Source organism: Janthinobacterium svalbardense (genome assembly GCF_002327145.1).
Classification (GTDB): Bacteria; Pseudomonadota; Gammaproteobacteria; order Burkholderiales; family Burkholderiaceae_D; genus Janthinobacterium; species Janthinobacterium tructae.
The window spans coordinates 319,272-336,056 of record NZ_CP023422.1; the positions used below are offsets into that span (position 1 = coordinate 319,272).

At 65.2% G+C, this 16,785-nt stretch carries 15 protein-coding genes; 8 read left to right on the forward strand and 7 right to left on the reverse strand.

Translation table 11 applies throughout. The annotated features are described in order from the left end of the window. Window positions 1-108 precede the first annotated feature (108 nt). On the forward strand, window positions 109-1,368 hold the full coding sequence (locus CNX70_RS01330; protein WP_096238221.1) for an MFS transporter: 1,260 nt from the start codon (window positions 109-111) through the stop codon (window positions 1,366-1,368). Here the strand turns inward: CNX70_RS01330 and CNX70_RS01335 are convergent. Then, window positions 1,365-2,024, reverse strand: a complete 660-nt coding sequence (locus tag CNX70_RS01335; protein ID WP_096238222.1) for a helix-turn-helix transcriptional regulator — start codon at window positions 2,022-2,024, stop codon at window positions 1,365-1,367. The two genes, CNX70_RS01330 and CNX70_RS01335, sit on opposite strands and share 4 nt — an antisense overlap. Window positions 2,025-2,147: 123 nt before the next feature. On the opposite strand from CNX70_RS01335, the gene CNX70_RS01340 reads away from it, so the two are divergent. The 5 genes from CNX70_RS01340 to CNX70_RS01360 are packed head-to-tail and all read left to right on the forward strand — an operon-like array spanning window position 2,148 to window position 8,906. Next, window positions 2,148-2,630 (forward strand): DUF2165 family protein, encoded by a 483-nt coding sequence (locus tag CNX70_RS01340; protein WP_096232848.1) that lies wholly within the window; start codon window positions 2,148-2,150, stop codon window positions 2,628-2,630. Between the two features lie 51 nt (window positions 2,631-2,681). After that, window positions 2,682-3,794, forward strand: a complete 1,113-nt coding sequence (locus CNX70_RS01345) for an efflux RND transporter periplasmic adaptor subunit (protein WP_096232850.1) — start codon at window positions 2,682-2,684, stop codon at window positions 3,792-3,794. A gap of 15 nt (window positions 3,795-3,809) precedes the next feature. Then, entirely contained in the window at window positions 3,810-6,908 is a 3,099-nt protein-coding gene (locus tag CNX70_RS01350; protein WP_096232852.1) for a MexW/MexI family multidrug efflux RND transporter permease subunit, read from the forward strand. Next, the gene (locus CNX70_RS01355) at window positions 6,905-8,305 is read left to right on the forward strand and encodes an efflux transporter outer membrane subunit (protein WP_096232854.1); all 1,401 of its coding nucleotides are present in this window, start codon (window positions 6,905-6,907) and stop codon (window positions 8,303-8,305) included. Before CNX70_RS01350 ends, CNX70_RS01355 begins: the two co-directional genes overlap by 4 nt. 25 nt (window positions 8,306-8,330) lie before the next feature. Then, window positions 8,331-8,906 carry a DUF1349 domain-containing protein gene (locus CNX70_RS01360; RefSeq protein WP_096232856.1) on the forward strand — a complete coding sequence of 192 codons (576 nt, stop codon included), beginning with the start codon at window positions 8,331-8,333 and terminating at the stop codon, window positions 8,904-8,906. Between the two features lies 1 nt (window position 8,907). Here CNX70_RS01360 and CNX70_RS01365 read toward each other — a convergent pair whose 3' ends face one another. Then, the gene (locus tag CNX70_RS01365) at window positions 8,908-9,306 is read right to left on the reverse strand and encodes a DUF4440 domain-containing protein (RefSeq protein ID WP_096232858.1); all 399 of its coding nucleotides are present in this window, start codon (window positions 9,304-9,306) and stop codon (window positions 8,908-8,910) included. Next, window positions 9,303-10,724: an MFS transporter gene (locus CNX70_RS01370; protein WP_096232860.1), complete on the reverse strand. Its 1,422-nt coding sequence runs from the start codon at window positions 10,722-10,724 to the stop codon at window positions 9,303-9,305. The genes CNX70_RS01365 and CNX70_RS01370 overlap by 4 nt, the downstream gene beginning before the upstream one ends. A 127-nt stretch (window positions 10,725-10,851) precedes the next feature. Here CNX70_RS01370 and CNX70_RS01375 point away from each other — a divergent pair, with 127 nt between their 5' ends. Continuing rightward, entirely contained in the window at window positions 10,852-11,754 is a 903-nt protein-coding gene (locus CNX70_RS01375; RefSeq protein ID WP_096232862.1) for a LysR family transcriptional regulator, read from the forward strand. 115 nt (window positions 11,755-11,869) lie between these two features. Further along, window positions 11,870-12,700: a hypothetical protein gene (locus CNX70_RS01380; RefSeq protein WP_096232864.1), complete on the forward strand. Its 831-nt coding sequence runs from the start codon at window positions 11,870-11,872 to the stop codon at window positions 12,698-12,700. A gap of 34 nt (window positions 12,701-12,734) precedes the next feature. Here CNX70_RS01380 and CNX70_RS01385 read toward each other — a convergent pair whose 3' ends face one another. From CNX70_RS01385 to CNX70_RS01400, 4 genes are all read right to left on the reverse strand, one after another. Beyond that, window positions 12,735-13,799, reverse strand: a complete 1,065-nt coding sequence (locus tag CNX70_RS01385; protein ID WP_096232866.1) for a bifunctional nicotinamide-nucleotide adenylyltransferase/Nudix hydroxylase — start codon at window positions 13,797-13,799, stop codon at window positions 12,735-12,737. Beyond that, window positions 13,796-15,511: an NAD+ synthase gene (locus CNX70_RS01390; protein WP_096232868.1), complete on the reverse strand. Its 1,716-nt coding sequence runs from the start codon at window positions 15,509-15,511 to the stop codon at window positions 13,796-13,798. The genes CNX70_RS01385 and CNX70_RS01390 overlap by 4 nt, the downstream gene beginning before the upstream one ends. 92 nt (window positions 15,512-15,603) lie before the next feature. Next, window positions 15,604-16,116 carry a ClbS/DfsB family four-helix bundle protein gene (locus CNX70_RS01395; protein ID WP_096232870.1) on the reverse strand — a complete coding sequence of 171 codons (513 nt, stop codon included), beginning with the start codon at window positions 16,114-16,116 and terminating at the stop codon, window positions 15,604-15,606. After that, window positions 16,116-16,760, reverse strand: a complete 645-nt coding sequence (locus CNX70_RS01400) for an ArsR/SmtB family transcription factor (RefSeq protein WP_096232872.1) — start codon at window positions 16,758-16,760, stop codon at window positions 16,116-16,118. Before CNX70_RS01400 ends, CNX70_RS01395 begins: the two co-directional genes overlap by 1 nt. Window positions 16,761-16,785: the final 25 nt, after the last annotated feature.

Consider the following 16,785-nt stretch of genomic DNA (forward strand, 5'->3'; position numbering starts at 1 on the left):
CAAATGCAATCGTCCGGTTTTATGGGATGGTGTAGCATAAATTATCTGATATTCAGAATGATCGTACTGCGCAACACTGTCAGGGTCAACCACTTTTCCCTCCCTGCCATGAGTACCAGCTGCCAAGCCATTCCTGTTCCCGTCACCGCGCCCGCGCTGGGTGCTGCCCACCGCTGGAAAGTTCTGGCCGTCGGCGTGGCCGCCAACGCCAGCTTTTCCGCCGCCGCCAACGGCATGCCCACCACGGCCATCTGGCTGCGCAGCGGCTATCACCTGAGCAATACGCAACTGGGGGTGGCGCTGGGCGCCATGGGCCTGGGCGTGGCCCTGACCGAATTGCCGTGGGGTATGGCCACCGACCGCTGGGGCGACCGCCCCGTGCTGCTGACGGGCTTGCTGGGCACCATGCTGGCGCTGCTGACCTTGCTGCTGTGGATTACGCCCGCTGACGGGTCCGTGCCGCCGTTATGGGCGCTGGCGGCCGGGCTGGCGCTGGTCGGCGTGCTGGGTGGCAGCGTGAATGGCGCCAGCGGCCGCGCCGTGATGCGCTGGTTCGGCGCCGGCGAACGGGGTTTCGCCATGAGCATCCGCCAGACGGCCGTGCCGCTCGGCGGCGGCCTCGGCGCCCTGATCTTGCCCAGCCTGGCATCGTCCTATGGCTTCATGCCCGTGTTTGGCGCCCTGGCCCTCGTATGCGGCCTGTCGGCGTTTTTTACGTGGCGCTGGATGCATGAACCAGATTTCTCTGCCGAGGCCGCCACGGGGCCGCAAAACGCGTCCACGGGCGTGCCTGAGGTGATGCCACCGCAACCTTTACGCAATCGTAAAGTCTGGCGCATGGTGGCGGCCATCGGCTTGTTGTGCGTGCCCCAATTTGCCGTGCTCAGCTACGCCACCGTGTTCCTGCACGACCATGGCCACCTGGGCCTGGCCGCCATCACGGCCGTGATGGTGGCCCTGCAGGCGGGCGCCATGGTGATGCGCATCTGGAGCGGGCGCCACACGGACCGCCACGCGAACCGACCGGCCTACTTGCGCGGCTCGGCCCTGGTGGCACTGGCCTCGTTCATTTTGCTCGGATGCATCGCCTGGACGCATGCGCCGGGCTGGCTGCTGATGGCCGCCGTGGTGGCTGCCGGCATCGCCGTGTCCGCCTGGCATGGCGTGGCCTACACGGAACTGGCGATGGAAGCGGGCGGCACCAATGCGGGCACGGCCCTGGGCATGGCGAATACGGCCGTCTACGTGGGACTGTTCCTCACGCCGATGGCCATCCCGCACCTGCTGGCGGCCAGCAACTGGCCCGTCGTGTGGTGGCTGGCGGGACTGGTGGCGCTGCTGACCTGGCCGCTGTTTCCGAAAGACTAGGGCAGCGCCCTGATCCGATACACGCAGCGCATGGCGTTCGCCAGCACATGCTGCTCGCGCACGATGCTGGCGTTCGGCCCCACCACTTCCTGGAACAGCTGCAGTTCGGAGCGGCAAAAGCCCTGGCAAGTACGCGCGGCGGCGCAGATGGGGCAATGGTCTTCGATCAGCAGCCAGTCCTCGCCGTCCGCTTCCACGCGGGCCATATAACCCTCCTCATCGCGCACGGCGGCCAGCTGCTGCAGCCGCGTGGGCAAGTCCGGCGCCGAGCACGCCAGCGCATACGCGCCGCGGCTTTCCTCTTCCCGCTGGGTAATCAATTTATCCAGGCCCGCCTCGCCGAACAGCTGGCGCACCGAGCCGATCAGCTTGATCGTCAGTTGCGCATGCGTGTCGGGAAAGCGCGCATTGCCCGCTTCCGTCAAGACCCAGTTCTGCCGCGGCCGCCCGGCGCCCGCCTGCGCTTCCTGGCGTCCTTCGATCAGACCCGCCGCCACCAGCTTTTGCACTTGCTGGCGCGCCGCCTCGCCCGTCATGTCCAGGGTCTTGGCCAGGGTCGCCGTGGAGACGGGTCCCTTGGTCTTGATGAAATACAGGATGCGCTCCGTCGTTTGCGGTGCCTCGCTATTATCCAAACGTTTACTTGTGTAATTCATTTCGCTCAACTATCATGGGGCCAGTTAACCAACTAATTGCTTGCATAATAGGCCGGTAGCTCCCCGCTGTCGAGGAGTTTCCACGTCCGCATGCAGGCAAGACACTCTTTGGACTGGAATCCCATGCAGCTGCAACACTCCATCTGGCTGTTTCACGCCATTCTCGCTACCGGCCTGGCCATCTGGCTGACCCTGGCCGCCATCAACAACTTGCACGCCTTCCACGGCTCCGTCTGGGCCATCGGCAACACCATGCGCATGGACCCGCTGCGCCAGGACCCGACCATCCAGACGCCGCTGCTGCGCCGCGCCCTCACCTCGCTGACCTTGCACCGGCTATCGCTGGGCGTGGTGCTGGCGCTGCAGCTTGCCGCCGCCATCGCTGCCTGGACGGGCCTGGCGCTGTTTCTCGGCGGCGGCCTGCCCGCTGGCTTGCCCTGGCTGAACCTGGCCCTGTGCGCCATGGCCGCCTTTTTGCTGCTGATGCACCTGGGCGGCCTGTGGTTCGGCTACTGGATCGCCCAGGAAGGCTTGCAGACGACGCACCTGGTGCTGCTGCTGTGGACCCTGGCGCTGTTTTTCACCTTCAACGCGCAGCGGACCTGATCAGCCTCCGCTGCGCCTCTGTCTTTTTGTACTGCTGTAAAGGACTGCATCATGAATACGAAACTCGTCGGCGCCTCCGCGCTGGCCATCACCCTGGCCGTCGCGGGCGCCGCGCTGTACCCGCGCGCTGCATCACAAGCCGCTACGCATGCGGCCGATGCCCCCGCTTACCCGGCCACCAAGGTGGCGCTGGTGCCCGTCGTGCTGGGTACGCAAGAGCGCTTTTTTGCGGGAGTAGGCGAACTGGAAGCGGCGCGCCAGGTGCAGGTGGCGGCCGAAACGGGCGGACGCGTGACGCAGATCCGCTTCGAATCGGGCCAGCAGGTGGCAGCTGGCGCCGTGCTGGTACAGCTGAATGACGCGCCGGAACAGGCGGCCCTGCTGCGCCAACGCGCACAGCTGAAAAACGCGGAAAGCAGCCATGCCCGCACGGTGCAGATGGTGAAGGAAAAGGCGGCCACGCAGGAGCAATTGGATAGCGCCCTGGCCGCGCGCGACGCGGCCCTGGGCGAAGTGCGCCAGACGCAAGCGCTGATCGCGCAAAAGACCATCCGCGCGCCGTTCGCGGGGCAGCTGGGCATCCGCAAGGTGCACGCGGGCCAGTACCTGAACGCGGCCGATACGGTAGCCAGCCTGATCGACACGAAGTCGCTGCTGGTGAACTTCGCCCTCGATGAACAGAGCAGCGCGAAACTGGCGCCGGGCCAGGCCGTGCAAGTGCTGGTGGATGCCTATCCCGGCGACGTTTTTACGGCGAAAATCAACGCCATCGACCCGCTGATCGCCCGTTCGCGCATGGTGCAGGTGCAGGCGGCGCTGACCAATCCACGCGGCGCGCTCAAGGCGGGCATGTACGCGAATGTGCGCGTGGCGCGTGAAGCGGGCCAGCAGCTGACGGTGCCGGAAACGGCGGTGACCTACAGCGCGTATGGCGACACGGTGTTCGTGGCGCAGCAGGAAGGCAAACAGCCGCTCACCGTCAAGCGCGTGGGCGTGAAACTGGGCGAGCGGGCAGGCGGCCGCGTGGCCATTCTGGACGGCTTGCGCGAAGGGCAGCGCGTGGTCGCTTCGGGCCAGCTGAAACTGGCCGACGGCATGGCCGTGCAAGCCGTGGCCAATACCCTGGACGAGGCGAAACGCGCCGCGCCCAGGGCCGGCTCGTAAGAGGAGCGCACGACCATGAAATTTACCGATTTATTCGTACGCCGCCCCGTGCTGGCGCTGGTGATCAGCACATTGATTTTGATGCTGGGCGTGATCGCCATCCTGCAACTGCCGATCCGCCAGTATCCGATGCTCGAATCATCGACCATCACGGTGCACACCACGTATCCGGGCGCCTCGGCGGAACTGATGCAGGGTTTTGTCACGCAGCCGATTGCGCAAGCCGTGTCGTCGGTGGAAGGCATCGATTACCTGACCTCGTCCTCGGTACAGGGTAGCAGCACGGTCACCGTGCGCATGGAACTGAACCGCGATTCCACGCAGGCGCTGACGGAAGTCATGGCCAAGGTCAACCAGGTGCGCTACAAGCTGCCCGAAGGCGCTTTTGACCCCGTCATCGAGCGCGCGGCCGGCGATTCCTCGGCCGTCGCGTATGTGGGCTTTGCCAGCGAGAGCGTCTCGGCGCCCGCGCTGACCGATTATCTGGCGCGCGTGGTGCAGCCGATGTTCGCCACCATCGATGGCGTGGCGAAAGTCGACGTGTATGGCGGCCAGCAGCTGGCCATGCGGCTGTGGATCGACCCGGAAAAACTGGCCGCGCGCGGCTTGACGGCAGCCGACGTGGCCGACGCCGTGCGGCGCAATAACTACCAGGCGGCGCCCGGCAAAGTGAAAGGACAATTCGTCGTCTCGAACATCAGCGTCAACACGGATCTGACCAGCGTGGCGGAGTTCCGCGACATGGTCATCACCAAGGGCGGCGATGCCAAAGACAGCGCATCGCTCGTGCGTTTGAAAGACGTGGGCACAGTGGAACTGGGCGCAGCTGCAACAGAGACGAGCGGCATCATGGACGGCGTGCCGGCCGTGTATCTGGGCCTGTCGCCCACGCCAGGCGGCAACCCGCTGGTGATCGTCGACGGCATCAAGAAACTGCTGCCCGAGATCCAGAAAACCCTGCCGCCGGGCGTGAAAGTCGAGCTGGCGTTCGAGACGGCGCGCTTCATCCAGTCGTCCATCGACGAGGTGGCGCACACCCTGCTCGAAGCGCTGCTGATCGTCGTCATCGTCATCTATTTGTGCATGGGCTCCTTGCGCTCCGTGCTGATTCCCGTCGTGACGATTCCGCTGTCGATGCTGGGCGCGGCCGCGCTGATGCTGGCTTTCGGCTTCAGCATCAATTTATTGACCTTGCTGGCGATGGTGCTGGCCGTCGGCCTGGTGGTCGATGACGCCATCGTCGTGGTGGAAAACGTGCACCGGCATATCGAGGAAGGCAAGACGCCCGTGGCGGCTGCGCTGGTGGGCGCGCGCGAAGTGGCCGGCCCCGTGATCGCCATGACCATCACCCTGGCAGCCGTGTATGCGCCGATTGGCATGATGGGGGGACTCACGGGCGCGCTGTTCAAGGAATTCGCGCTGACCCTGGCCGGCGCCGTGGTGGTGTCGGGCGTGGTGGCGCTGACCTTGTCGCCCGTGATGAGCTCCTTGCTGCTGCAGCCGAAACAATCGGAAGGGCGCATGGCGCGCGCCGCCGAGCATTTCTTCGAAGGCTTGACCACGCGCTATGCGCGCCTGCTGGACCGCTCGCTGCACCACCGCTGGCTGAGCGCCGGTTTCGCCGCGCTGGTGATGGTGAGTTTGCCGTTTTTGTACCTGCTGCCGCAGCGCGAACTGGCGCCGGCGGAAGACCAGGCCAGCGTGCTGACGGCCATCAAGGCGCCGCAGCATGCCAACCTCGATTACGTCGAACGCTTTTCCTACAAGCTCGATGACATTTACAAAAATATCCCCGAAACCGACTCGCGCTGGATCATCAACGGTGGCGAAGGCCCGGCGTCCAGCATCGGCGGCATCAACCTGACGCCGTGGGCCGAACGCTCGCGCAACGCGGCCGTCATTCAGGCCGAATTGCAGCACGCCGTGGGTGACGTGGAAGGCACCAGCATCTTCGCCTTCCAGCTGGCGCCCTTGCCCGGGTCGAGCGGCGGCTTGCCCGTGCAGATGGTGCTGCGCAGCGCGCAGGATTACGCCACGCTGTTCCGCACCATGGAAGACGTCAAGCAGCGCGCACGCGATAGCGGCTTGTTTGCCGTCGTCGACAGCGACCTCGATTACAACAACCCGGTAGTCAAAGTGCGCGTGGATCGTTCAAAAGCCAATAGCCTGGGCATCCGCATGCAGGACATCGGAGAATCGCTGGCGGTGCTGGTGGGCGAGAATTACCTGAACCGCTTCGGCATGGATGGCCGCGCGTATGACGTCATCGCGCAAAGCCCGCGCGAACAGCGGCTCACGGCGCAAGCCCTGACGCAGCAGTACGTGCGCGCCGACGATGGCAGCCTGCTGCCCCTGTCCGCCGTCGTCTCGGTGACGGAACAGATCGAACCGAACATGCTAACGCAGTTCAACCAGCAAAATGCGGCCACCTTCCAGGGCGTGCCGGCGCCGGGAGTGACCCTGGGCGACGCCGTGACCTTCCTCGATGGCGTGGCAAAAACGCTGCCACCGGGTTTCAGCTACGACTGGCAATCGGATGCGCGCCAGTTCGCCACGGAAGGCAATGCGCTGCTGCTGGCCTTCCTCGCGGCCGTCGTCGTGATTTACCTGGTGCTGGCGGCCCAGTATGAAAGCCTGACGGACCCTTTGATCATCCTGATCACGGTGCCCCTGTCGATTTGCGGCGCGCTGATCCCGCTGGCGCTGGGCTACGCCACCGTCAACATCTACACGCAGATTGGCCTGGTAACCCTGATTGGCCTGATCAGCAAGCACGGTATTTTGATGGTGGAATTTGCCAATGAATTGCAGGTGCATGAACAGCTGGACCGCATGAGCGCCATCCGCAAGGCGGCGCAGATCCGCTTGCGCCCGATTTTGATGACGACGGCGGCCATGGTGGTGGGCCTGGTGCCGCTGTTGTTCGCTTCCGGCGCGGGCGCCAACAGCCGCTTCGGCCTGGGCGTGGTGATCGTCTCGGGCATGTTGATCGGCACCTTCTTTACGCTGTTCGTGCTGCCCACCGTGTACACCTTTCTGGCCCGCCGCCACACGGCCGACCATGCCACGCCGCGCGCGCGAGATTTGTCGCAGGCGCTGAAGGAATCCCCATGAAAAATGACCGCTATCTAGCCTCCCTTTTGGCTGCCCTTTTCCCCCTGCTGGCCGGCTGCGCCATCAGTCCCGCCTACGTCACGCCGGGCACGCCCGAGGTCCACCTGGCCAGTCCGCAGCAAGCGCAATTCGCGCCCGCTGCGAGCGCCGTCAGCCAGGCCGCCTGGTGGACATTTTTCGATGATGCGCGCCTGTCGCAACTGATCGCCAGTGCGCTCGAACACAACCTCGATATCGCCCAGGCGCAGGCCAACCTGCTGGCCGCGCGCGCCATCTTCGACGAACGCCGCCTCGATGAACTGCCTGCCGTCACCAGCCAGGCCGGATGGCAGCGCCAGGTGCAGCAAAACACGCCCGATAGCCGCGCCGCCAGTGCGAATACGCGCGTGGGTTTCGACGCGCAATGGGAGATCGACCTGTTCGGCCGCCTGGCGCACATGAGCCGTTCGGCGCAGGCGCGTGCCGAGGCGGCGCAGGCGGACTTGCGGCAAGTGCAGCTGACGATTGCCGCCGAGGTGGCGCGCAACTACTACGAGGCCCTGGGCTACCAGCAAAACCTGGCGCTGACGCAGGCGCAGATACAAAGCTGGCGCGATACGGTGGCCTTGACCGACGCGCGCATCCGAGCCGGCAGCGGCTTGCCGGAAGAGCGCCATAATGCGCTGGCCAACCTGGCGCGCAGCGAGGCGGCCTTGCCGCCCCTGCAGGCGGGCTTGCGGCAGGCGCAGTACCGGCTCGATGTGCTGAGCGGCCAAGCGCCAGGCGCCATCGCGCTGGCCACCACGCCCCGGCAACAGGCGCCGCTGGCGGGCCAGCTGCCGCTGGGTGACGTCAACCTGCTGATCAAGCGCCGTCCCGACGTGGTGCGCGCCGAGCGCCTGCTGGCCGCGTCCAGCGAAGACGTGGGGGCGGCCACGGCTGACCTGTATCCGCGCCTCAGCCTCGGTGGTTTCCTGGGCTTCTTTGCGCTGCGCGGCAGCAGCGTGTTCGACGGCGGCGCGCGCGCCTTCGAGGTGGCGCCCTCCGTCAGCTATCCGGCCTTCCGCCTGGGCAGCGTCAAGGCACGCTTGCGCGGCACGCAGGCCGAGGCGCACGGCGCCCTGGCGCGCTATGCGCAGGCCCTGTTAATCGCGCAGGAAGACGTGGAAAACGCCGTCACGCAGCTGGCGGAAAACCAGACGCGTTTAGCGTCACTGCTGCAATCGGCACGCCACGGCAATGCGGCCCTCGATATCGCCAGCACGCGTTATCAAGGAGGTGCCGGCAGCTACCAGGCGGTGCTGGAAAACCAGCGTGCCTTGTTCGATATCCGGCGCGAAGCGCTGCTGGCGGAAACGGCGTCCTACATCGATGCGATTGCCCTGTACAAGGCGCTGGGATGGGGGCAAACTATGTGATCTTCTTAGATCGGAAAGGCACCCAATGTTCACGCAAGGCAGCTGGCTGAATCCACCGGAAAATTTCACCCGCGACGCGGCGCAATTGCGCGTGACGACCAATGAAAAAACCGATTTCTGGCGCAAGACTTCGTATGGTTTTATCCGCGACAGCGGCCACTTTTTCGGCGCGGAAATCGCCGGCGATTTCACGGCGCAGTTGCACGTGGCGGCGCAGTACTCTGCGCTGTATGACCAGGCCGGCATGATGGTGCGCGTCGACGCACAAAACTGGATCAAATGCGGTGTCGAATTTTCCGACGGCCAGCTGCTATTGAGTACGGTATTGACCTTGGAAAAATCGGATTGGGCCGTCAGCATCGCCCCCGCCATGCCGGACGGTTTCTGGCTGCGCGTGACGGTGACGCAAGGCGTGGTCCGGGTGCAGTATTCGACCGATGGCCAGCGCTGGCCGCTGCTGCGCCTGGCGCCGTTTCCCACGGCATCGCGCTACCTGGTCGGCCCCATGTGCTGCACGCCGGAACGCGGTGGCCTGGAAGTGGTTTTTTCGCAGTTTTCCATCGCTCCGGCGCAGCAAAAAGACTTGCATGATTTGAGTTAAATTAGACCACCCACGTTTCGTGCAGATGGCGCCACAGCAGGGCGCCAGTGGGTGTTTTTTCATACACAACGGTCGACAGGCGCTCGGTGTTTTCTCCGCCCGGCAACGACTGGTATTCGCGGTAGGACACGGTGGCACCGGCAGCGCTGTCCTGGATTAAAACGAGATCGGAAAGTCGCATCTGCAAACCCGGACGGCTACCGCCGGCGGCGCGGAAAAACGCCGTCAAGCCGGCGTGATCGAGCTGCTTGCCACCGGGCGCCACCATCGTGAAAGCGGGTGAAAAATGCGCCAGCAATTGGGCGCAATATTCTGGTGCCGCCGCCTCGCCGGAAAGCCATGTACGGATCAGCACATGCGTGGATAAAACGTCGTCAAAACAGGGGTTCGTGTCGTTCATTTTTTCGCTACTCCATGGTGATGTAAAAGGTCGAGAACGGCGCGGTTATCGATGCGCGCGCACAGCACCAAAGGCAGCACGCACGCGCTAGCGGCCAGCGCAAAACACCAGTGAAAAACCTGCACCGCGCGCGCGTGCTGGGCGGGGTCGTCCAGCGATGCAATGCCCTGCGCCGCCAGCAAGCCATTCAGCAGTACGCTGAGCAGTGCCACGCCCAGGCAAAAGCCCAACTGGCGGTTGATATTCCACACGGCGCTGGCCTGGCTCAATTGCCCGTCCGGCGTGCGCAAAAACGCCGTGCTTTGCGCCGTGCTGCTGCACAAGCCGCCGCCAAAACCCATCACGGCATACGCGCCAGCCAGCCAGAATAACTGGCCCGCCGCATCCACGCGCAGCAGCATCAGCATGCCCGCTGCCTGCAGCAGGGTGCCCGCGATAAACAGCGGCTGCGGACCCACGCGGCGATAGCTTTTGCCGGTCAGTGAAATAGCCGCAAACGAGGCCAGCGCCCACGGCAGCATCAGCGCGCCCGCCGTGGACGCCGGCATGCCCAGCACGCCCTGCAGGTACAGCATGGCCAGCAGGCTCACGCCCATGAAGACGCCCGGTACCAGCAGATACATGAGCATGGCAATGCGCAGCAGCGGTTCGGCGGCCAGGCGCAGGTTCAGCAGCGGCGTGGCTTTGCGCAAGGCGCCGCGCACGTAGCCCCAGGCACAGGCGGCGCCCAGCGCCAGCACGCCGGCGCCAGCAGCCAGCTCGCCCGGCATGCCCAGCATCGTCAAGCCCAGCAACAGCAAGAGGATGGCTGTGCTGCCCGCCGCAAGACCACCCGTGTCGAGCCGGGGCACTTGCGCGCGTGGCGGATCGGGACGCAGCCAGCAGGCGGCCAGCAGCAGCGCCAGCGCGGCGAATGGCACGTTCAGGTAGAAAATCCAGCGCCAGGAAAGACTATCGACGATGACGCCGCCCAGCGCGGGCGACAAGGCGGGCGCCAGCAAGCCCACCAGCATGATGACGGACGACAGACCGGGGCGCTCGGCAGGTTTGTATAACTGGTAAGTCATGCTTTGGCCCAGCGGAATGAGCAAGCCGCCACCCAGGCCCTGCACGCAGCGCCAGATAATCAGCGCCTCGATCGAGGGCGCCAGGCCGGCGCCGATACTGGCGCATAAAAAAGTTAGCAACGATGCCATAAACACGGTTTTGCTGCCATAATAGGCAGCCAGCCAGGCGCTGGCGGGGATGACGATGGTCAGGCCGAGAATGTAGCCGGTGCTGATCCAGGCCAGCTGCGCCACCGAGGCGTGCAGGGCATGGCCGATGTCGGGGTAGGCGACGCTGGTGATGAACATGTTGATCAGGTCAACGAAAAACCCCAGCAGATAGATGGCCGCGACTTTTTTGCGATAGTCCATGGTGCTCCAAATGGCAAACGGCCAGCTTAAGCGCCCATCGTCATTTGCGTAACGGGCCAGCCCCGATTACACTGTCAAAGAAATTTTGACAAACATCTACAACCCGCATGCCTCCTCATTCTTATTTATGATCAGTCTTGACCGCTTGGGTATTTTCATCGCCATCGTCGACGCCGGCTCGCTGACGGCGGCCGCCGCCGTGCTGGGCCAGAGCAAGGCCGTCGTCAGTTTTAATTTGAAACAGCTGGAGGCGGAGCTGGGCGTGTCGCTGCTCACGCGCAGCACGCGCAGCCTGGCGCTGACCGACGTGGGACGGCGTTTTTACGAAGATTGCCAGCGCGTGCTGAGCGAAGCGCACGGCGCCATCGAAACGGCGCGCCAGGGCCAGCAGGGCTTGCGCGGCACCCTGCGCCTGACCACCACCGTCGAGTACGGCAGCCGCACGGTGATCCCCGCGCTGATCGCCTTTGCCGCCGCCCATCCGCAACTGCAGATCCAGCATTCTTCTTCGTCGTCGCATGAAGACCTGATCTCGGGCCGCTACGACCTGGCCATCCGCATGGGTTCACTCAACGATTCGAGCTACCGCGCCGCGCTGATCGAGCCATATGCGATCTGGCCCGTCGCCTCGCCCGCCTACCTGGCCAGCCTGCCCGGCAAGGACATCGCCACCTTGCCCGACTTGCAGCGCGCGCGCTGGCTGGCGCACAGCCGGCTCAGCACCCCGCTGCGCTGGGAGGTGCAGACGCCGGACGGCGCCGCCGCCTTCGCCGCGCAGGACGACGCCGCCATCCATTCCGACTCCGCCTCGGCCCTGCTGGGCTTTGCCCTGGGCGGCTGCGGCGTGGCCCTGCTGCCGCAGTGGCTGGTGGAAGCGGACGTGCGCGCGGGACGTTTGCGCCGCCTGCTGCCCGACGTCGTGTTCCCGCAGCAGGGCGTGTATGCCGTGTATCCGAACACCCAGCACATTGCGGAAAAGGTGCGCGCCTTTATCGACTTTTTGCGCGCATTCGTCGGTACGCCGGACTGAGATTTCACTTCGTCAATATTTGTTGAACACAACGATTTCCAGGGGGCAAACGGGCGCCCCTTTCGCTTGACACGGCCTACACTGGAAGGACGTTGTTCACCGATTGGAGACCATCATGGCACATACATTGGCAGCAGTTTTCGCCCTGCGCGACATGGCCGAGCGCGCCCGGCACGACCTGATCACGGCTGGCTTCCCCGGCGCCAGCATCCGCCTGCACGATGCGGGCAGTGAAGATATGTCCGCCACGGAAAACATCCGCCGCGACGACAGCAACAGCCTGCTCGACAGCGTCAAGCATTTCTTTACGGACCTGTTCGGCAGCCACGCCGACCGCCACATCTATGCGGAAGCCGTGCGGCGCGGGCATGTCGTGCTGACCCTGGAAGGGGCGAGCGACGCCGATATCCAGCGCGCCACCGACCTCGTCGAGCGCTACGCGCCGCTCGACATCGATGCGCACGCCGACCACTGGCGCGCCGGTGGCTGGCAAGGCGCACCGCACAACGACAGCGCGATGCGCCAGGGCGCCAGCATGCAGTCCAGCGCGCCATCGCAGCAAGGCACGTCCGCCGGCAATGTGAACGAGGCGCCAGGGTCGCAGCAGTTTGCCAGCGACATGGCGTCGTCGCCGCCTTCCGGCACGGGCACCAACGTGCGCCGCTATCCCGGCGCCGAGAACCTACCCGGCACCAGCGACGACGACGAGCAGTACTACCGCAGCCACTGGAGCGTCACCTATGTCGCCACCGGCGCGCGCTTCGACGACTACGATCCCGCCTACCGCTATGGCCATTCGATGGCGGGCAGCGCCAGCTACCGGGGGCAAAGCTGGGAGCAGGTCGAGCCTGAACTGCGCAGCAACTGGGAACACACGTATCCGCAGTCGGCGTGGGACGACTTCAAGGCGGCCGTCAAGCATGGCTGGGAGCGCGTGACCTCCTGAGCGCCGGAGGGCGCTGCGGGCTTCCCCCGGTCCTTCAGCGCCCCTCGTGCGTCAGTTGCAGGAAATGGTTCAGGATATGAAAGTGGTCTTCGAAGAATTGCTCTTCCATGGCTGGCAGCGAGGCCACGGGCACCCACTCGGCCAGCGCCGCATCATCGGCCGCCGTCACTTCCGGCAGCTGGCGCGTCTTCAAGTCAAAATAATGCGCATGCGTGATGGTGCGCCCGCGCTGGCTGCGGTCCGGGTGGTCGAACACGGCCACGCCGACCAGCGCCTCGACGAGGGTGGGCGCCAGCACGCCCAGCTGGGTTTCTTCCGCCAGTTCGCGCAGGGCGCCCTGCAGCAGGCGTTCGCGCGGCTCCAGGAAGCCGCCGGGCAAGGCCCACAAACCCTTGCCCGGATAGCCGCCACGGCGCACCAGTAAAACGTGGCCGCCCGTCTGCACCAGCGCGTCCACGGTGCAAAAGATAGGCGCATACGGCGCCGTGCGCCAGCGCGCCTTGTACGCTTCGATGGCGCGGTGTTCCTGCACCAGCGGCGCGTACCACGGCAGCAAGGTCCACGCTTTGACATACTGGCCGATGGCCGCCGGCAGCAGCTGCGCCACGGCGCTCAGCGACACATCCACGTCTTCGGCTTCGAACAGCACGTTGCGGATCGCCGTCGCGCCGATGGGCGCGCCCGCATCGATCTCCAGGTTGAGTAACTGCCAGTGCGGGAAGTGGTGCAGGTAATAACTGGTGGCGTCCTTGAAGCAGGCCACCAGGGTCACGCGCTGCGCTGCGGGCAAGGCGCCCGCCACGGCGCGCCGCACGGCGTCGGCCCACAGGCCATCGTCGTAGTAATCGCGCACGGCCACGTAATGCACGCGCGCGCGCTGCGCCTCGGGTAACGTCGCGGCGATCATGGCGGCCCGTTCCTGCCACGTGAACGGGTTCTTCGGGCTGCGCGCATGGAAGGCGGAACCGAGCACCACCACCACCTGGGCAGCGGTCGTCAACGCCGTTTGCAGCAAGCCGGCATGGCCATTGTGAAAAGGCTGGAAGCGGCCGATCAGGATGGCCGCATCGGCGGGATAGGCGGGATAGGCGAGGGTCATGCGTCGTCTCCGGTAGGGTAGTGGGCGGCGATCGGCAATTGGCGCCCGCTGCCAAAGGCGCGCGAACGCACGCGGATGATGGGCGCCGCCTGGCGCCGTTTATATTCGTTGCGGGCGACCATGCCGAGGATGCGCGTCACCAGGGCTCGACCCTCGTCCGTCTCGCGCAGCTGGTCGACCAGGGTCAGTGCTTGCGCGCTTTCCTGCGCCGGCAAACGCCGTCCCTCGATATGCCACTTCAAAATGTCATCGAGCACGGGGTAGGGCGGCAAGCTGTCCGTGTCGCGCTGGCCCGGCGCCAGTTCCGCCGACGGGGGTTTATCGAGCACGGCGGCGGGGATCAGTGCGCGCCCGGCGCAGGCGTTGAGATGGCGCGACAAGGCGAACACCTCGGTTTTATACAAGTCGCCGATCAGCCCCAATCCCCCATTCGTGTCGCCGTACAGGGTGCAGTAGCCCACCGAGATTTCGCTCTTGTTGCCGGTGGTGAGCAGCAGGGCGCCAAACGCGTTCGAGTATTCCATCAGGATCGTGCCGCGCACCCGTGCCTGCAGGTTTTCCAGCGGCAGCCCCTGCAGCTTGCCGTCAAACGCGCCCGCATAGCCGGCCTCGTACTGCGCCACGATGTCGCGGATAGCATGCGTGGTCAGCGCGATGCCCAGATTGGCGCACAGGGCGACGGAATCGGTGACGGAGCCGGCACTGGAAAACACGGACGGCATGGTGATCGCCGCCACGTTATCGGCGCCGAGCGCCTCGACGGCCAAGGCCAGGGTCAGCGCCGAATCGATGCCGCCCGAGCAGCCGACGACGACTTTCGTAAAACCGCAGCGGCGCGCATAGTCGCGCAATCCCAGCACGATCTGGCGCCGCGCAAACTCCACGGCGGGAATGCCATCCGGGTCGGGCACGGGGAAGGGCTGACCATCGGGCCGCGCGAAATGCCCATCGGCAAAGCGCAGCAATTGAAAATCTTCGACGAAGCGGGCCGCCTCGAATTGCATGCCCAGGCTGGGCGAGAGGGCGAACGAGGCGCCATCGAACACGAGTTGATCCTGGCCGCCCACCTGGTTGACGAACAGCAGGGGCAAGTTGACGCGTGCGCAGGCGGCGCCAAATACGGCGTGGCGCTGCGCGCGCTTGCCGATGTCGGACGGGCTGGCGTTGATGCTGACGATCAGGTCGGGCCGCGCCGCATGCAAGGCCTCGAAAGGGTTGACGGCGTAGGCGCGGCCATCGTCGTTCCAGCCATCCTCGCAAATCATGAAGCCGACTTTACAGCCGGCGATAGCGAGGGTGCAGGCGCCGGGCGGGCCCGGCTCGAAATGGCGGCCCTCGTCGAAGATGCCATACGTGGGCAGCAGCTGCTTGTAGTATTCGGCGACGATCTGCCCGTCACGGATGGCCAGCAGGGCGTTATACAGGGGCTTGCCGACGCCGGGGTTGGGCCGCGCGGTGCCGATGACGGTGACCAGCGCCGGCCAGCGCACGGACGCTTGCAGCAACTTATTCAGCGCCTGCTGCATGGCGCGCAGGAAGGCGGCGTCCTCGAACAGGTCGCCCGGGTAATACGCGCATAGCGACAGTTCCGGGCACACCAGCAGATCGGCGCCATCCTCGCTGGCGCGGGCCATGCGTGCAGTGATGGCGGCGACATTGGCGTCGAAGTCGCCCACGGTGGGATTCATCTGGGCGAGGGCGATGGTCAGCATGGCGATCCTTTATTGCTTACGCGTGAAACCACTATCCTGCCTGAAAACGTTTCTGAAGGTACTGATGCAATCGTGCAAGCGCGCAGGAGCCACTACAAGGTCTTGAGCCAGGCTCGCAAGCGCGTGCGCGCATTCGCATACGGCGACGCCGTATTGAACTGGATCATGCGCCCCATCGTGTAATGCGTGTACCAGGGCTGGCCATACAATTGCGCATCGTCATGCGCCTCGATCAGCGCCAGCAGCTGGTCTTTCGCCTGCTCCAGGCGCTGTAGCAAGTCGTCCATGCTCAGTTCAGCATAGTCCGCATAGAAGCGCTGCGCCAGGGCGCCCAGAGCGTTCCACGTGAAACCTTCGGTGGGAAAGGCGATGTCCTCCATGCGTTTACCCTCGCGCAGCTGCGCGTGCCAATGCAAGACCAGCTCATTCCACCCCACCAGATAGGCGAGCAGATCGCACACGCTCATGCGCGTGCCCTTCACTTGTCCCTCCAGCACGGGTGCGCGCGCCAAGGCCGGTGGCACGCGCGCCAGCTCCTGCGTCAGCTTGGCGTACGTGGTGTTGATGGCGTCGACGAGTTCCTGCTTGCTGTTCGGGATCGCCATCACGCCGCCTTCACGACAGGCAAGCCGGCCGCCTGCCAGTCGTCGTAACCGCTGCCGAGACGGCGCGCATGCAAGCCGTGCTGGCGCAGGGCCGCCACGGCTTGCACGGACAGCACGCAATACGGGCCACGGCAATACGCGGCGATTTCTGCGTTCGCGGGCAATTCGCCCAGGCGGCGCTGCAAGTCTTCAAAGGGAATATTGATGGCGCCGGGCAAGTGGCCGGCAGCAAATTCCTGCGCGGGCCGCACGTCGAGCACGGTGATGCTGGCTTCCTGCATGCGCGCCTGCAGCTCCTCGCCCGTAATCGCCTCCACGTGGTCGCCCCGGCTCAGCGCCTGCAACTCGCTGCGCTGATGCTGCGCATACAGCTCCAGCGCGGCCAGCAGCTGCACGATGGGGCCGCTACCGAGCCGGTACAGCACGCGCTTGCCGTCGCGCCGCGCCTGCACGAAGCCGGCGCGCCGCAGCTGCTGCAGATGCTGGGAGGTATTCGCCACGGACAAGCCCGTCAACGCCACCAGCTGCTCCACCGCAAATTCGCCCTGCGCGATCTGCTCAAGCAGGTGCAGACGCGGCGCGCTGCCTAAAATATGGGCAAATCCGGCGGAACCGGTGAGCAATTCGATATCAGCATTTTTCATTGACACAATGCTAGCACCCTTATAA

Excerpts from the sequence above, each read along its gene's own strand:
- CNX70_RS01345 (WP_096232850.1), top strand. The coding sequence starts at position 2,682 with ATGAATACGAAACTCGTCGGCGCCTCCGCGCTGGCCATCACCCTGGCC.
- CNX70_RS01375 (WP_096232862.1), top strand. The coding sequence starts at position 10,852 with ATGATCAGTCTTGACCGCTTGGGTATTTTCATCGCCATCGTCGACGCC.
- CNX70_RS01340 (WP_096232848.1), top strand. The coding sequence starts at position 2,148 with ATGCAGCTGCAACACTCCATCTGGCTGTTTCACGCCATTCTCGCTACC.
- CNX70_RS01355 (WP_096232854.1), top strand. The coding sequence starts at position 6,905 with ATGAAAAATGACCGCTATCTAGCCTCCCTTTTGGCTGCCCTTTTCCCC.
- CNX70_RS01395 (WP_096232870.1), bottom strand. The coding sequence starts at position 16,116 with ATGGCGATCCCGAACAGCAAGCAGGAACTCGTCGACGCCATCAACACC.
- CNX70_RS01370 (WP_096232860.1), bottom strand. The coding sequence starts at position 10,724 with ATGGACTATCGCAAAAAAGTCGCGGCCATCTATCTGCTGGGGTTTTTC.
- CNX70_RS01380 (WP_096232864.1), top strand. The coding sequence starts at position 11,870 with ATGGCACATACATTGGCAGCAGTTTTCGCCCTGCGCGACATGGCCGAG.
- CNX70_RS01400 (WP_096232872.1), bottom strand. The coding sequence starts at position 16,760 with ATGAAAAATGCTGATATCGAATTGCTCACCGGTTCCGCCGGATTTGCC.
- CNX70_RS01335 (WP_096238222.1), bottom strand. The coding sequence starts at position 2,024 with ATGAATTACACAAGTAAACGTTTGGATAATAGCGAGGCACCGCAAACG.
- CNX70_RS01390 (WP_096232868.1), bottom strand. The coding sequence starts at position 15,511 with ATGCTGACCATCGCCCTCGCCCAGATGAATCCCACCGTGGGCGACTTC.
- CNX70_RS01385 (WP_096232866.1), bottom strand. The coding sequence starts at position 13,799 with ATGACCCTCGCCTATCCCGCCTATCCCGCCGATGCGGCCATCCTGATC.
- CNX70_RS01365 (WP_096232858.1), bottom strand. The coding sequence starts at position 9,306 with ATGAACGACACGAACCCCTGTTTTGACGACGTTTTATCCACGCATGTG.
- CNX70_RS01360 (WP_096232856.1), top strand. The coding sequence starts at position 8,331 with ATGTTCACGCAAGGCAGCTGGCTGAATCCACCGGAAAATTTCACCCGC.
- CNX70_RS01350 (WP_096232852.1), top strand. The coding sequence starts at position 3,810 with ATGAAATTTACCGATTTATTCGTACGCCGCCCCGTGCTGGCGCTGGTG.
- CNX70_RS01330 (WP_096238221.1), top strand. The coding sequence starts at position 109 with ATGAGTACCAGCTGCCAAGCCATTCCTGTTCCCGTCACCGCGCCCGCG.